This window comes from uncultured Roseibium sp., from assembly GCF_963675095.2.
GTDB lineage: Bacteria > Pseudomonadota > Alphaproteobacteria > Rhizobiales > Stappiaceae > Roseibium.
Genome location: NZ_CAXXSJ010000002.1, coordinates 15,103 through 29,698, shown reverse-complemented (window position 1 = coordinate 29,698; position 14,596 = coordinate 15,103). Strand labels below are relative to the sequence as shown.

Here is a 14,596-nt window from a genome sequence, read left to right as displayed (position 1 = left end):
GAAGAGTTCGCTCGCGGTCCTGCGACCCATCCCCACCCGGTGACCTGAAGATCTGACATGCGCTATGCGGTTTACTACGCGGCTCCGGCCGACGACCTACTGATGGACCTGGGCGGTACCTGGCTCGGACGCGATCCGTTTTCGGGCAAGGACCTGACCCAGCCGGCCGTCGGCGGTCTTGAGGCCGAGGTCGTCCATTCCCTGACCACCGACCCGCGCCGTTACGGATTTCACGGCACGCTGAAAGCTCCGTTTTCGCTGAAAGCCGATGCCGGTGAAGCGGAGCTCGTTGAGGCTTGCGAGAAGTTCGCCGCGCAAGTCGCTCCCTTTGCCCTGAAGGAACTGTCGGTCAACCGGCTGGGCAAGTTCCTGGCGCTGACGCCAACCGTGCCGGAACCGGAACTCACCGCCTTCGCCGGCCTGTGCGTCCGGGCGTTCGAACCTTTGCGCGCGCCTTTGTCCGACGCCGACATCGAGCGCCGCCGCAAGAGCGGCCTGACGCCGAAGCAGGACGGTTATCTGACCGGTTGGGGCTATCCTTACATCTTCGACGAATTCCGCTTCCACATGACCTTGAGCAACAAGCTCGAAGACGAAACGCAAGCAGCAACCCTGAAAAGTGCCGCCGAAGCGTGGTTCAAGGACGTCACCGGCACGCCTCGGCAGATTGCCACGTTCGGTCTCTTTACCGAGGCCGAGCGCGGCGTGCCCTTCACCATCAAGAAAATCTTTCATCTGACCGGCGACGCACTCCCCACGGCAGCGTCTGCCCTTGAGGAAATCCAATGAGCGCCGAGCCGACCGTTTTCAAGAACGCCCGTCTGATCCTGCCCGACAGCGTGATCGACGGCAGCCTGACCTGTGCCGGCGGCAGGATCGCCGATATCGACGGCGCGACATCCGTCGCCGGACATGATTGCGAAGGCGACTACCTTCTGCCGGGTCTGATCGAACTGCACACCGATCACCTGGAGGTTCACTACGCGCCGCGTCCGAAGGTGCGCTGGAACCCGGTCTCCGCCGTCCAGGCCCATGACGCCCAGATCGCCTGCGCCGGCATCACCACCGTGTTCGATGCACTCCGCGTCGGCATGGATGAGGATGCGGACCTACGCGCGCCCGACATGCGCCAGCTCGCAGACGCCATCGAGCAGGGCCAGGACGAAAACCGCCTGCGCGCGGATCACTTCATCCACCTGCGCTGCGAGGTCTCCGCTCCCGACGTTCTCGAAGCCTACGGGTTCTTCGAAACCGACAGCCGCGTGCGCCTGATTTCGCTGATGGATCATACCCCGGGTCAGCGCCAGTTCGTGTCGCTGGATGCCTACAAGATCTACTATCAGGGCAAGAAGGGCTTTTCCGACGCGGAAATGGAGGCCTTTATCAAGTCCCGTCAGGCACGCGCCGGAGACATTGCCCCGAACAACCGCAAGGCCATTGCGGCCGACGCGCATGCGCGCGGCATTTCCATCGCCAGCCACGACGATGCGACCGCCGAACATGTCGATGAGGCCGTCGACCTGGGCACCCGCATTGCCGAATTCCCGACCACGATCGAAGCGGCACGCGCGTCCCGGCAGGCAGGCATGAGCGTGCTGATGGGGGCACCGAACGTGGTGCGTGGCGGCTCGCACTCGGGCAACATCTCTGCCCGGGAACTGGCCGAGGCCGGCTGCCTCGACGTGCTGTCCTCCGACTATGTGCCCGTCTCTCTGATCCAGGCCGCGTTCCAGCTGGCGGATGAGGTCGACAGCATCAGCCTACCTGAGGCGGTTGCGACCGTGACCTCGACCCCGGCCAAGGCAATCGGCCTCGATGATCGAGGCACCCTGGAAACGGCTAAGCGCGCCGATCTGGTTCAGGTCAAGCTCGTCGGCAATGTCCCGATCGTGCGCGGTGTCTGGCGCGAAGGCCGCCGGGTTGCGTAATCAGAGAAAACGGGACTTTGGACGGGAATGACCGGAACAGCAGCACAAACCGATAGCGACAGGAAGCTCGGACCAGGGCAGATGGTTCTGGTCGTCGGGCCAAGCGGTGCCGGCAAAGACACGCTTCTGAATGCGCTTAAGGAGCGTCTGGCCGATGATCCCCGCTTCCGCTTCGCCACGCGGCAGATCACCCGTCCGGCGGACGGCGCCACCGAAACCCATATTCCGATCTCCGAGGCCGACTACGACGAAGCCGTGGCCGCTGGCCGTTTCGCGCTCGCCTGGCGCGCCCATGGCCTCGGCTACATCCTGCCGCCGGAACTGGACGACGTTATCAAGGCAGGCGGCACGGTCATCGCCAACGGCTCCCGCCACGCGCTTCCTGACGCGCTTGAGAAATACCAAAATCCTCTGGTCCTGCTGATCACCGCGCCGAAGGCCGTTCTGGCCGATAGGCTTGCGGCCCGCGGCCGCGAAAGCCGCGAGGAGATCGAACGGCGCCTAGACCGGACGCAATTCGAGATGCCGGAGATTCCGAACCTGGTCTCCATCGAAAACACGGGCACGATCGAAGAAGCGCTGGACAAAATACTCAAAAAATTAACGTAAGTTCGCAACGCTTTACAAACCAAGTTGCTTAATCCGAAATTGAACAGACTGTGCCAAAGTCCCTCAGAATACATTTGTATTTGGGGGCAATTACGATGTTTCAGGCAGCCGATACTGTTCTTTCGAATTACTTCACATTCTCGGGTCGAGCGAACCGGGCCGAATACTGGTGGTGGATGCTTTTTGTTTTTCTCACCTCCCTTGTCATGGTCTTTGTCGATGCTTTGCTGATCGCCCCGTTCTTCGGACAAAGCGCATTGACGCTGAAAGGCCCAAGCCCGGCCAGCCTGGTCACCAGCCTTCTGCTGTTCTTCCCGAACATCACGGTCTCCGTGCGCCGGCTGCATGACATCGACAAATCGGGCTGGTGGTCCTTTATCGTGCTCATACCGTTGATCGGTTCGCTGATTTACCTTTACTGGACGCTGAAAGGCGGAACGCAAGGCACGAATTCCTACGGCCCGGCGCCCTATTGAGGGCTGGGCCTATTCCTTCTTTTTCTTGCCGAAGGACCCCAGCAGACCGGAGGGCAGCCCGAAGCCTTCCTCGACCGCCTTCAGCACGTCCTGATCGTTGACGTCGCCTTCGATGACTTTCTGAATGTCGATCTGGGTCTTGCCCCCGGTCGCCCGCTTGATCGCCTCGTTGGCGACGTCCGCCAGCGCTTCATCGGGTTTCTTGTCCTTCAGCGCGTTAAACAGATCGCCGCCCATGCTCTGTAGCTGTTTGTAGGCGGCCTCCGGGTTTTCCAGGATTCCGGCGATATCCGGATAGATCCGGGGATTGTCCCAAGGACCTTTGGCAATCACAGGCACACCCAGACCGGCCAGTTTCTTGTCCGCGCCCTTTGCGCGCGGCGCCGGCGCCTGGCCTTCCAGGGTCGGCACGATCTTCGGTTCCACGCGCCAGTCGAGGGTACGTTCCGGCATGTTTGTCGATCCGCCACCGCTCACCCGGACCAGCGGCCCGATGAGCGAGAAATCATCCGTGACGGCAACGCCGTTTGTGATCCTGAAATTCGCCGACATGGAGCTGAAATCGGTCTTTTCTTCCGAACCTTCCGCCCAGCCGAGTAGTGTTTTGACAGAAAGACCGCGCACGATCTGCGGAATGTTGATGCCTCGAAGGGAGCCGTCGGCGAATTCGACCCGCGCCGTACCGTTGAGATTTTCCACCAGCTGGCGCTCGGAGCCTCCGACGGCCGCAAGGTCCATGTCCATGAAGGCCCGTCCATGCAGCCAGCGTGTATCCGCCGCGTCGCGCAGGAACGGATGAGCATCGAGATTTTCAAGGTGGAACGAAGCCTTGACGCCTGCCGCCGTTCCGGCACCGTTCAGGGTTAGATTGCCGGACGCACTGCCTCCATAAAGGCTGAGCTTCTGCAGATCCGCCGTGAGAACACCGTCCTGGATCTTCGTCTTGAGCACGCTGTTTCCGATCTGGAGCGCGTCCCAGACGATTTCATTGCTCGTCACCGAAAAATCGGCGTTGACTGCCTTGAGACCGGAAAAATCGATCGGAGCCGTACTCCAGCCTCCCCCGGTGCCGGACGATCCGCCATTGCCGCCACCATTTCCGCCAGTATTACCGGAAGCGTTCCCGCCGCCAGAATGCGATGATCCGCCCCCGCCTCCGGAACTGCCGCCCAGATAGGGATCAAGAACCAGCGTACCGAGATTGAGGTTCGCGGTGACCGTTGGCGTCTTACCGAAAGTCACGCGCCCGTTCGCCTTGCCGGAGGTCTTGTCCAGAACGAAGCTCGTTTCCTCGAAACCGATCGCATTTTCCTGAGCCGAGAACAGTCCGGAGACCTTGAACGTCTTTAGTCCGCTGCCCGCCGAAACCGGCTGACCGACCCAGGCGAGCAGGGAACGCAGGTCCGCGGTTTCCAGGGACAATGCCCCTTCCAGACCGCCCCTGCTCTGGATTCGGCCGTCGAAACCGGCGGAAAAGCGCTGTCCCTTGATCTGCGCGGTAACCGGCGCGGCAATGCCGGCCAGAAGCGGCGCGGGCGTCGCCTTGCCGGTGACCGTAAAGCCTTCGCCGCGCCAGGACATGCCGCCGTTCAGGGCGAGCGGGCCGTCCAGCCCGTCGATGTTGAGGGACAGGGAAATGTCCTTGATCGTATCCGCCGACGGGTCGCCGCCGGCGACCGAGGCGAGACCGAGACCGGACACCTCGCCAGACTCGAGATTGGCATTCCCCTTGAGGTTCAAGGTGGCGAGCAATTCGGGCGCCTCCCCTCCGCTCGCGGTAAACGCCAGATCCGCCTTCAGATTGCCGGAAGCGGCCAGATCCTGGCCGGCAAGGGCGAGCAGATCCGCAAGCGACCCCTTGTCGAGCATCACGCGTCCGGAAAGCGCCGGGACTTGGCCCGCCAGATCCGCATCGAAGGATCCGCCGAGGCCGAAACTGCCCACCGTCGCCTTAAGATCGTTCAGGGCGACCGTCGTCTCGTTGCCCGCAAGATGTCCCTCCACGGAAAAACTGCCCGGGTCCTTGGGAAGCGGGTTTCCGAACAGGGCGGCCAACTGGCTGACCGACGGCCCTGACGCCGAAATCGTTACATCTGCCTGTGCAGGGTTGAGGCCTGCCTTGCCGGTGACCGCGAAAGACGCATCGCCGCTGGAAACCGTCAGGGAAACCGGCACTTCCTCGCCGCCGACAAACGACAGCGGCGCGGAAATGGAACCGGCGACGGCCACCGGATTGTCCTGCCAGTCAAACCGGCCTTCCAGATCGACATCGCCTTCAAGATCCGGGGCGGAAACAGTCAGGTCGAGCGCCTTGAGTTCCACCTTTTCGCCGGTCTGACGGTTCGAATAGACCACATTGCCCTGGGTGATCGCGAACCGGTCGACCCCGATCTTGCGGATGAAACCGGCTTCGCGGGCAGCGGCCGGTTCATTACTTTCAGGAGCGGACGGTGCAGGCGTTTCAGCCGTTTGTCCGGAGGACGTATCTGGACTTTCCGTTTCCTCGAACCGGCGGCGCGGCTGCCAGCTGGTCGTGCCGGAGGGACCGATTTCCAGGAAGATGTCGGGTTTCGTGAGCTCAATCCCGGTCAACCGGATCTCTCCGCCGAACAGGCCTTCCCAAGCCAGGCCGAAATTGACGGCTTCAGCCTTGGCGAATTCGATCCCGTCCGCGCCCGCCTCGCCGGACAGGCCGACGTTTTCCGCCGTCAGCGAAAACCCGGGCAGCAGCGACAGGCTGACCGGGCCGTCGAGCCTGAGACGCCAGCCGAGCTGATCTTCCACCACCGAGACGACCTGCTGCTTGATCGCGTCCTTGGGCAGGAAGAAAGGCACTGCCAGCACGATCGTTACCAGCAGGAAGAAGAATGCTCCAAGTCCGATCAGTAGCCGCCGCATGCCGCCTTTCCCCATCACGATTCGAGGCTAATGTGGTGAATTTGAAATGCGCCTCATTTCAACGACAGAGGCCGAAGCGTATTTCAGATTCTAAAACCACAATAGAAACAAATATTTGCCAGTCACCCTTTGAATCTGATGTTCGTACAGACCAGACTGAGAAATGAGACGAACGCCAGATTCGGGTGCCTACCTTATGACAAGCCCGCAATAAGTGTGAGGCCTCATTTTGGCAAGAACGCGACGGGAAGCTTGCCCGGGCCTGTTCAGCCCCGGGCTGAAGTCCTTAAAGAGCCACCATGTGATTGTCCCAGGAAATGCCCGGCGGCCGAGCGAGAACTTCCGGAAGCGATTGCGGATCCTCGACACAACGCAGCCCGCCCGTGCCGTCGGAAATGAGGAAACCGGAGGCATCCAGCGGCGCCAGACCGCATCCGTCGACGACCTGGTCGGCCCCGAGAAAGGCGCCTGTATCCGCCGCCCAGAACAAGACCTGCCCGCCGCGTGGCGCGGATGTCGCAATCACATCACCGGACGCATTGGCGACGACGGAACCGATGTAGCTCTGCAGGCCTGAGGCAAGGGTCGGCGGGATCTCGGACAGTTTCGGACCCGCATCCCGGGTCATATGCGCCACCAGAGGCGGCGTCAGGCTCTTGTCACCCTCGAACTGGCCGCCGACCCAGACCTTGCCCTGCGCGTCCATGGCCATGTGGCGCAGGGACAGCTGATGCAGGTCCTGGGCCAGGCTGTGCTTGGCGAGCACGTCTCCGCTTTCCCGGTCCAGAAAGACGACCGACGGCTGCATCGTGTCGATGTTGAGCTTCTCGCGCGGGCGCGACGGATGGGTTTCGATCCCGCCGTTGGCGACGACAAGAACCTTGCCACCTTCCGCAAGCAGAACATCGTGCGGGCCGATCCCGCCCGTCTCGATCTCGCCGATCCGCCGGACTTCCCGTCCGCTGACGTCATAAACGCCCAGGACACCGCGCACGGCGTCGTAGTCGTTCTCCACCGCATAGACCAGCCGGCCATCCGGAGAAAAACAACCGTGGCCGTAGAAATGCCGGCCCTCGATGGAGGTGAGCACCTGCGGCTCTGTCCGCTCGAACGGATCGATCAGCAGGGCAAAGGTGCCCGGACGCCGGGCAAAGGCTATGAAACGGCGTCCGTCCGGAGAAACCGCGATCCCGTGGCCGCGGCCCGGCAGGGCAACGCGCGCAAGCTCCTGGCCGGCATCGTCGATGATGGCAATGCCGTAGCTGCCATCGGCTTCCCGTCGCGCACTGGCAAAGAGCGGATAGTCGAGCGCATTTTCCTCGATCAATCCCGCGCCGCCGGCAAAGGCGGAAAAATTGCCGGCGCAGAGCGCCGCGATCCCGCCAAGGCCCGCCAGCAGTGCACGCCGGCTGATTGCGGTGCGATTAGTCGCCATCCAGCGCATTGAAACCTCCTGATAAGGAAAGGGCACCGGCAAGCTCTCCCGCCATCGTATCCCGCAGGCTGTTGATGGTCAGGGTCAGGACCTTGAGCCGGTCGTAGTTGCCGCCGTCCTGAAGGGATTGGCGGATTGGCGGGGTGATATCCGCCAGAAGGGTCTGGGCATTGGCGAACTCGAAATAGATCGAATCCGGGATCCAGGCAAAATCCTCGCTCAAGAGCGGTTCGAACTCCGCCGCCCGCAAGGCATCTTCAATTCCCTTGAGTTCCGATGCCAAATAGACAAGTCCGTTTCCGGAGCGGGAAAAGGGAACCCGGTGCGCTTTCGCGCTTTCCGGTCCCTTGCCGAGCGCCGGCAGAACATCCTGGTCCTTGACTATGATCAGACCCGTGACAAGCGCATTGAAGATCACCTCGATCGCATCCTTGCTGGTCCGCACGTGATCGTTCTTTTCACCCGGCATCAGCAGTTCCGAGCTGTAACCGTCCGGATCGTCCCAAGCCGCGGCCACTTCATCCGCGACCTGTGCCGCATTGACGGCAATCGCCCTTGTGTAACCACAGATGAAATCGCGCATCTCGCCCGGATCGCCGAGAACCACCTGACCATCCTCGTCGAACGCGATCAACTGCAGGGCCGTTAGCCCCTGGACCGCAACGCTCTTGTCCTTGAGGGTCGAGGCGTCGATAGCCGTACTGTCCGTGTCGGCAAGGATCTTGCGGATCTGCCTTTGGGCGATCCCCCGCGGATCGGGCATGAACGCCAGACGGTTCAGCCGATCATCCTCGAGCAGAGGACCGTAGCGGAGAAAGGAGATCTTCGCGAAAGTGGTGACCACGTCACCATAGTGCTGCGCGAATGCCGCCTTGGTCTCGGCCGTCGTTTCCCTGCAGACCGCATCGATGGCAGGCGCAAGATCATCGGCTGCCCGGGCAAACCCGTCGGCTGCCGGGCGGATATAGCCTTCGATGCTTTTCTTGATGTTGACGGAAAAGTCCTGCGCCGCCGCCGGTCCGGCCATGAGGCACACACAGGCGGCGTAGATCAGATAACGCATTAAAGCGACTCCAGGAAACGAATGAGGGCTGCCCGGTCGTCCGGATCAAGCTCGACGACCTGATCGCGGGCCGGCTGGGCCTCGCCACCATGCCATAACACGGCTTCAAGCAAATTGCGCGCGCGCCCGTCATGCAGGAAACGCGTGTGATCGTTGACGGTTTCCGTCAGGCCGATCCCCCACAAGGGCGGTGTCCGCCATTCGCTGCCGGAGGCATCGCCGACGGGACGATGGTCGGAAAGGCCTTCACCCATATCGTGCAGCAGCATGTCGGAATAGGGCCAGATCAGCTGGAACCTGTGCGCCTTGTTCTCCGACTTGCGGCTGGTGACGAATTTCGGATTGTGGCACGAGATACAGCCGATCTCGTGAAACAGCTCCTTGCCACGCAAGACAACCGGATCGTCGAAGTCCCGCCGGGCGGGAACCGCGAGATTTTCCGAATAGAAGGTAACCAGGTCCAGGACCGGGTCGGGCGCTTCGGTATCGCCGAGCTGCGCCTGCTCGCCGGTCGGCATGGTCCGGCAGGCCGTCTGCGCCTCGGTGCAGTCCCCGTAAGGGTCGGGCCGGTCCGGCGTGCTGATCCCGATATCGCCGGAAAAGGCGTCGCCCGCCTGTTCCCGCACGGTCGGATTGGATGCTTTCCAGCCGAAGCGTCCAATCGTCATTTCGCCGGTCCGGGCATCCCTGACCCGGCTGACCTTGCCGGAAATACCGTCGCCGTCCGCGTCGTCCGGATCGGCCAGGGCTTCGATATCCCCCGGATGAATGGCCTGCAGGAGACCCATCCCGATCATCGGCGGGGCCACGCGCGGCGAAATCAATGTGTCCGGGTGCATCGGGCCGAAGCCGAGATCCCGGATCTTGTAGGTCGGTTTCTGCAGAACCGCGACCTCACCGCCATTAAGCGGCACCTCGATCTCTTCCAGTTCGATATCGAACCGGCCCTCGCCGGGCAGTCCGGTCACCGCAAAGGTCTGGAACTGGCCGCCGTAGGTCGGTTCCGGAATCCGCAGTTCCGCCTTCGAGGCAAGCGCCGCTTCCTGTTCGCCATTTTGCGGCGGAATCGACAGGCGCAGGAACAACGAGACGGCATCCTCTCCATCGCGCGGCGGCCGGCCGCGGCCGTCTTTCAGGTGGCAACCCTGACAGGAGCGGGCGTTATAGAGCGGACCGAGACCGTCTGATGCCTGCGTCGAAGACGGAGACGAGGTCCACATCTTCTTGAACAGACCGTTGCCGATCTTGAAGGTCTGTTCTTCCTCGAACGTGATGTTCGCGGAAGAGTGGGAAAAAGCATCCCGGTTGATCAGTTTGGTGGAGGTGGCCGCCCCGCCGGACATGGGCTCGAACATTTCCGGTTTGGAAAAATCCGTTGCCGGGTGAACGACGCGCGAAACGCGCTTGCGGTCCTTGGGAGTCAGGTCGTCACGATGAGCTAAGACATCCGTTGCGCTCGCCGGGCCGATAGTCGCACCGAGGGCGACTACGGCGGCAAGAACGGGTGCACACCATTTATTCGAGGTCATTTTCGAGGCCAATCTTTTCGCGTCACTTTCCAGCACCGTGCGCCCCAATAAAGGGTCAGGACCTATTCATTTTACGCATTCTGCGGGAGTGGCTTTGTCTGCTGACAAGGAAGAGAGCCGCAGGAAACCATTCGGTTTTCAAGGGTCTCTGACGCTGTCAGCAGGCAAAGACGCCCCGCCCTTCGGGTTTAACAGGGAAGGCCGACCTGACCGCAAAATCGAGCTTGGATAGGAATACCTGTCCTGCGCTCGCTCTTACGTTCATCCCAACCTTCCCTGTCAAACAGAATGTGCAAAATGAATAGGACCTGACCCTAACACGATGCCACAGGGTGATCGGCGGGACATAATGCCCCGCCGATCAAGGTATTTTACTGGAACACAGCGTTCGGATTGTCGAGGCTGTCGGACCCTTCGAAGGCGATTTCTTCAAGATCCAGAGCCTTGACGACCCGTTCGATCGATTTCGTCTGATCGACCAGCGCATCGACGGCAGCCTGGACAACGGCGTTGCCCTCGTCATTGCCTTCGCCGATCATCTGGTCATAGGCTTCGCCACCCTCGGCACGCGCCTTCATGGCTTCGAATGCTGCCAGCGAAGCGTCGAGCTTGGCTTTCATTTCCTCAGCCAGCGCCGGATCCTTGGCGGCAACCATTTCCGCAAGCGAAGCGCCGGCGATATCGTTCTTGCCGTCGAGGCTCTTGTAGGTGCCGAAATAGACGTTCCGGATGCCGACGACATCGTTGTAGTGCGACATGTGGGTATTGTCGGAGAAGCAGTCATGCTCTTCTTCCGGATCGTGCAGCATCAGGCCGAGCTTGATGCGCTCACCAGCCAATTCGCCGTAGGAGAGCGACCCCATGCCGGTCAGGATTGTTGCCAGACCGCCGGCTTCGCCCTTGCCGGCAAGGTCTGCGCGGGCTGCCCCGTCCGGTGCCCACGCTGCAACCATTTCTTCCAGATCGGTGATCAGGAGCGCCGTGGCCGCCTTCAGGTACTGAACGCGGCGTTCGCAGTTGCCGCCGGTGCAGTTCGCCGGATCGAAATCGGTCGCCGGACGATTGCCCGCGCCCGCATCGGTGCCGTTCAGGTCCTGACCCCAAAGCAGGAATTCGATCGCATGGTAGCCGGTGGCCACATTGGCTTCGACTTCACCAGCTTCCTGGAGCTGGTCGGCCAGAAGCGCCGGTGTGATCTCGTTCGCGTCGATCGTCGCGCCGCCGACTTTCAGGGACGGGTTGGCGATCACGTTGGCGACATAGAAGGCGTTTTCTTCGGAGCTGTCGCCATAGGAGACATCCACGTAGTCGATCAGGCCCTCATCGAGCGGCCAGGCATTTACCTTGCCTTCCCAGTCGTCGACCAGGGCATTGCCGAACCGGAAAGCTTCGGTCTGCTGATAGGGATTGCGCGCCTTGAGCCATGCGGCCCGGGCAGCGGCAAGCGTTTCGTCGCTCGGGCTCGCAACCAGGGCGTCGATTGCGGCCTGCAGTTCTTTCGCCGATGCCAGGGAATCGCTGTAGGCGGCTTCGGCGACATCGCCGTAGGTCTTCAGGACATCCTCAGGCGTGGCGGCCAGCGCCGGCAGCGTGATGAAGGCGGCCGCAGCCATCAGGCCGTACTTCAGAGATTTCATCAGGTGTTTCCTCTCGGTTTTCAACAACAGTGGATCGGTTCAAGGCTTCGCCCCGTCCGGCGCACGCTGGGTCAGTGCACCCTGGCAGGGCTCAATCGTTTCAAGGGACATTCCTCAAGCGGCAGACGCGACAGGTCCACCGGCTTGAGCACAAGGCCGCAGTCTTTCAGGGCGTCGGCGAATTCGCCGGCGGCAAACAGGGTTTCCCCGATACCCTCGTCAAGAACGAGGGCGGACCCCACAGCCTCAAGCACTGCGCGGTCACATTCCTGCGCAGCGGCGACAAGCGAGGCGATCAGGCACTCGTCCTGGCAAAGCCTTGGGCAGTCGTATGGGAACAGACACAGGGACCGCTTCCCATACGTCTTGAGCGCCCGGGCATAGTGGGCAAGTTCGGAACTGGGCTTTCTGGCTTGCTCCATTCCAAGCTCGCTCGCGTAGAGCTTCCAGGCCATTTCCCAGCAGCCCACATCTCCGGTCGCATATCCGGCCATCAAACGGCGGACACCTTCCACAACAAGCCTTTCGGCCTTTCTGGACATATCGATGGACGTGGGCGTTCCGGGCATTCCGGCGTTCCTGGTTCAACGGCGATTGGTATATGGCGGCAGGAATCAATTTATGAGGATGAAAGTCAAGTAAAAAAATAAACAAAATCAATAGTTTAGAATAATTCAAAACTGGAGGATCAGGCGCATATTTTGATCTTTTCCAAGTTTTTCCAACATGTGAAGAAAAGATCAAGTGTTTGATGATACGAGAGGATTGTCGTCAGATGGTCGAGCCATTAGGTTGATGTCGAAGAACAGGTCCGGACTTCACGCATGCTGAAATCATTCAAGCAGTTCATTCGCGAAATCACTCTCGGTGACAGCGGCAAGAAAACCTTTGCCGAGGACGACCACCGGCTCGCGGCAGCGGCGCTGTTGTTTCATCTCACCGACGTTGACGGTGTCATCGAGGACAGCGAGATCCGGAAGTTGCGGGAAATCCTGCAGAATCACTATCAGCTGACCGACGAAGAGACGAAGGAACTCATCGACATCGCAAAGATCCGCGACAGCGAAGCCGTCGACCTTTATGGCTTTACCTCCGTGTTGAAGCGACGGACGGATGAAACGGAACGCCTCGCGATCGTAGAGATGATGTGGGAAGTCGTTTACGCGGACGGCCATGTCCATGAATTCGAGGACAACACCATCTGGCGGGTTGCCGAACTGCTGGGCATTTCAACCCGCGATCGGATGAACCTGCGGCGCAAGGTGGCCAAATCCGCCGAGGTTCCGGACGAAGACTGACGGATCTTTCGCGATATTGCGCCGCAAAAGGGCTCGACCGCGTGCGCGAAGTACTTCATATTTGGTTCCATGAGATTGGAAACCTTCGCTGACTCGCCTCGTCCGAAAGTTCTGGTGATCCTGCACCAGGAGAATTCGTCGCCCGGCCGCGTCGGGCAGGAACTGATCAAGCGTGGCTTTGCTCTCGACATCCGCAAACCCCGCTTCGGCGACACGCTTCCCGAGACCATGGCCGGCCATGCCGGTGCCGTGATTTTCGGCGGTCCGATGAGCGCCAACGATCCCGATGCCTTTGTCCATCGCGAAATCGACTGGATCAAGGTACCCCTGCGCGAGGAAGTCCCGTTTCTCGGGATCTGTCTCGGAGCGCAAATGATGGTCAAACAGCTCGGCGGTACCGTTGCGGGCCATCGCGATGAGCTGGTCGAGATCGGCTACTATCCGCTGACCCCCACCGAGCAGGGCAAGGCCCTGATGAAGTGGCCGGAAAAGGCCTATCAGTGGCATCGCGAAGGCTTCGACCGGCCCGCAGGCTGCGAACTTCTCGCCACCAATCCCACCTATCCGAACCAGGCGATCCGCTACGGCCGCAATGCCTATGGCATCCAGTTTCACCCGGAACTGACCCACTCCATGCTGGTCCGCTGGACGACCCGGGGCGCTCCGCGCATGTCCCTGCCCGGCGCTCAACAGCGTCGGGATCACTTCGCCGGCCGCTATGTTTACGACCAGGCGGTCCGCCGCTGGCTCGATGCGTTTCTCGATCTGTGGATCGGACGGGCTGACGGAAATCAGGTCCACCGCATCGCAGCCGAATGATGTTTGCCGTTCCGGACACGTCCGAATCGCATTAAAAGGACAGTCTGGTTTCGTCCGAACCTCCCCCCTCCATCCGGGAAAGCATCATGAATGCAGGACGGCTTCATCTTTGAACCCGCTCTGCGGATATCCGGCATAAGGAGGGATTGCGGAACACGTCCGTGGCAGGAGGTTCGTCCATGAAACTCTCAGCACCCATCTATGTCCTGAAACGCAAGGCGCGGCTTTTGTCGCGCGAGGCGCAAATACCGCTGCATGAAGCGCTCGACCGGATCGCAGTCAGCGAAGGCGCCAAAAGCTGGAGCCTGCTTTCCGCAAGGCTTGCTACCGTATCTCCGGCCGTGAAGCTCTATCCTCAACTTTCCCCGGGAGACCTCGTCCTCATCGGCGCCCGCCCGGGTCAGGGCAAGACGCTGTTGAGCCTGGAACTTGCCGTGGAGGCGATGAAGGCGGGAAACCAAAGCACCTTCTTCACCCTCGAATACACGCAGATCCATGTCCTGGACCGGTTCCGGGCGATCGGCGTGGACCCCAACCGGTTCGAGGGCCAGTTCGAACTGGACATGTCCGATGCCATCAACGCAGACCACATCATCGAAAAGATGGACGACGCGCCCTCGGGCAGCCTCGCAGTCGTGGATTATCTGCAGTTGCTCGACCAGAAGCGGGAGCATCCGGACCTGATGGAACAGGTACGCGCCCTGAGGGCCTTCGCGGAAAGGAGCGGAATAATCTTTGCGATTATCTCGCAGATCGACCGTGCTTACGAGTTGTCGGAAAAAGACTTTCCGGACCTCGAAGATGTCCGCTTGCCCAATCCCCTTGATCTTTCGCTTTTCTCCAAGACCTGTTTCCTGCGGGAAGGCGAAGTGCAATTCAGAGCCACTTGCTGAGGGTTCGCCGC

13 protein-coding genes are annotated in these 14,596 nt (G+C 61.0%); 7 read left to right on the top strand and 6 right to left on the bottom strand.

Annotated elements, in window-relative coordinates; translation table 11 throughout:
- Positions 1–57: 57 nt before the first annotated feature.
- The 4 genes from ABIN98_RS00335 to ABIN98_RS00320 all read left to right on the top strand — a co-directional run bounded on the left by ABIN98_RS00335 (position 58) and on the right by ABIN98_RS00320 (position 3,013).
- Entirely contained in the window at positions 58–789 is a 732-nt protein-coding gene (locus ABIN98_RS00335) for a DUF1045 domain-containing protein (protein ID WP_346906373.1), read from the top strand.
- Complete coding sequence (locus ABIN98_RS00330; protein WP_346906371.1) at positions 786–1,928, top strand: alpha-D-ribose 1-methylphosphonate 5-triphosphate diphosphatase; 1,143 nt, start codon at positions 786–788, stop codon at positions 1,926–1,928. Before ABIN98_RS00335 ends, ABIN98_RS00330 begins: the two co-directional genes overlap by 4 nt.
- A gap of 27 nt (positions 1,929–1,955) precedes the next feature.
- Positions 1,956–2,537 carry a phosphonate metabolism protein/1,5-bisphosphokinase (PRPP-forming) PhnN gene (gene phnN, locus ABIN98_RS00325; protein WP_346906369.1) on the top strand — a complete coding sequence of 194 codons (582 nt, stop codon included), beginning with the start codon at positions 1,956–1,958 and terminating at the stop codon, positions 2,535–2,537.
- Between the two features lie 95 nt (positions 2,538–2,632).
- A complete protein-coding gene (locus tag ABIN98_RS00320) occupies positions 2,633–3,013 on the top strand; it encodes a DUF805 domain-containing protein (RefSeq protein WP_346906367.1) in 381 nt (126 codons plus the stop codon).
- 9 nt (positions 3,014–3,022) lie between these two features.
- On the opposite strand, the gene ABIN98_RS00315 is transcribed toward ABIN98_RS00320, so the two are convergent.
- The 6 genes from ABIN98_RS00315 to ABIN98_RS00290 form a co-directional block, all read right to left on the bottom strand.
- Positions 3,023–5,911: an AsmA family protein gene (locus ABIN98_RS00315; protein ID WP_346906365.1), complete on the bottom strand. Its 2,889-nt coding sequence runs from the start codon at positions 5,909–5,911 to the stop codon at positions 3,023–3,025.
- Between the two features lie 286 nt (positions 5,912–6,197).
- Entirely contained in the window at positions 6,198–7,346 is a 1,149-nt protein-coding gene (locus ABIN98_RS00310; RefSeq protein WP_346906364.1) for a DUF1513 domain-containing protein, read from the bottom strand.
- On the bottom strand, positions 7,336–8,409 hold the full coding sequence (locus tag ABIN98_RS00305; RefSeq protein ID WP_346906362.1) for an imelysin family protein: 1,074 nt from the start codon (positions 8,407–8,409) through the stop codon (positions 7,336–7,338). Before ABIN98_RS00305 ends, ABIN98_RS00310 begins: the two co-directional genes overlap by 11 nt.
- The gene (locus tag ABIN98_RS00300; protein WP_346906360.1) at positions 8,409–9,938 is read right to left on the bottom strand and encodes a di-heme oxidoredictase family protein; all 1,530 of its coding nucleotides are present in this window, start codon (positions 9,936–9,938) and stop codon (positions 8,409–8,411) included. The genes ABIN98_RS00305 and ABIN98_RS00300 overlap by 1 nt, the downstream gene beginning before the upstream one ends.
- A 371-nt stretch (positions 9,939–10,309) precedes the next feature.
- Positions 10,310–11,575 carry an imelysin family protein gene (locus ABIN98_RS00295; protein ID WP_346906358.1) on the bottom strand — a complete coding sequence of 422 codons (1,266 nt, stop codon included), beginning with the start codon at positions 11,573–11,575 and terminating at the stop codon, positions 10,310–10,312.
- 71 nt (positions 11,576–11,646) lie between these two features.
- Positions 11,647–12,144 carry a hypothetical protein gene (locus tag ABIN98_RS00290; protein ID WP_346906356.1) on the bottom strand — a complete coding sequence of 166 codons (498 nt, stop codon included), beginning with the start codon at positions 12,142–12,144 and terminating at the stop codon, positions 11,647–11,649.
- A 255-nt stretch (positions 12,145–12,399) separates the two neighbouring features.
- Between ABIN98_RS00290 and ABIN98_RS00285 the strand changes: the two genes are divergently transcribed.
- The 3 genes from ABIN98_RS00285 (at position 12,400) to ABIN98_RS00275 (ending at position 14,585) form a co-directional block, all read left to right on the top strand.
- The gene (locus ABIN98_RS00285; RefSeq protein ID WP_346906354.1) at positions 12,400–12,873 is read left to right on the top strand and encodes a TerB family tellurite resistance protein; all 474 of its coding nucleotides are present in this window, start codon (positions 12,400–12,402) and stop codon (positions 12,871–12,873) included.
- Between the two features lie 69 nt (positions 12,874–12,942).
- The gene (locus tag ABIN98_RS00280; protein WP_346906352.1) at positions 12,943–13,692 is read left to right on the top strand and encodes a glutamine amidotransferase; all 750 of its coding nucleotides are present in this window, start codon (positions 12,943–12,945) and stop codon (positions 13,690–13,692) included.
- Between the two features lie 179 nt (positions 13,693–13,871).
- The gene (locus ABIN98_RS00275; protein ID WP_346906350.1) at positions 13,872–14,585 is read left to right on the top strand and encodes a DNA helicase; all 714 of its coding nucleotides are present in this window, start codon (positions 13,872–13,874) and stop codon (positions 14,583–14,585) included.
- Positions 14,586–14,596: the final 11 nt, after the last annotated feature.

Coding starts and splice junctions, on each gene's coding strand:
- ABIN98_RS00280 (WP_346906352.1), top strand. CDS start 12,943: ATGAGATTGGAAACCTTCGCTGACTCGCCTCGTCCGAAAGTTCTGGTG.
- phnN (WP_346906369.1), top strand. CDS start 1,956: ATGACCGGAACAGCAGCACAAACCGATAGCGACAGGAAGCTCGGACCA.
- ABIN98_RS00300 (WP_346906360.1), bottom strand. CDS start 9,938: ATGACCTCGAATAAATGGTGTGCACCCGTTCTTGCCGCCGTAGTCGCC.
- ABIN98_RS00335 (WP_346906373.1), top strand. CDS start 58: ATGCGCTATGCGGTTTACTACGCGGCTCCGGCCGACGACCTACTGATG.
- ABIN98_RS00330 (WP_346906371.1), top strand. CDS start 786: ATGAGCGCCGAGCCGACCGTTTTCAAGAACGCCCGTCTGATCCTGCCC.
- ABIN98_RS00290 (WP_346906356.1), bottom strand. CDS start 12,144: ATGCCCGGAACGCCCACGTCCATCGATATGTCCAGAAAGGCCGAAAGG.
- ABIN98_RS00295 (WP_346906358.1), bottom strand. CDS start 11,575: ATGAAATCTCTGAAGTACGGCCTGATGGCTGCGGCCGCCTTCATCACG.
- ABIN98_RS00310 (WP_346906364.1), bottom strand. CDS start 7,346: ATGGCGACTAATCGCACCGCAATCAGCCGGCGTGCACTGCTGGCGGGC.
- ABIN98_RS00275 (WP_346906350.1), top strand. CDS start 13,872: ATGAAACTCTCAGCACCCATCTATGTCCTGAAACGCAAGGCGCGGCTT.
- ABIN98_RS00320 (WP_346906367.1), top strand. CDS start 2,633: ATGTTTCAGGCAGCCGATACTGTTCTTTCGAATTACTTCACATTCTCG.
- ABIN98_RS00315 (WP_346906365.1), bottom strand. CDS start 5,911: ATGCGGCGGCTACTGATCGGACTTGGAGCATTCTTCTTCCTGCTGGTA.
- ABIN98_RS00305 (WP_346906362.1), bottom strand. CDS start 8,409: ATGCGTTATCTGATCTACGCCGCCTGTGTGTGCCTCATGGCCGGACCG.
- ABIN98_RS00285 (WP_346906354.1), top strand. CDS start 12,400: ATGCTGAAATCATTCAAGCAGTTCATTCGCGAAATCACTCTCGGTGAC.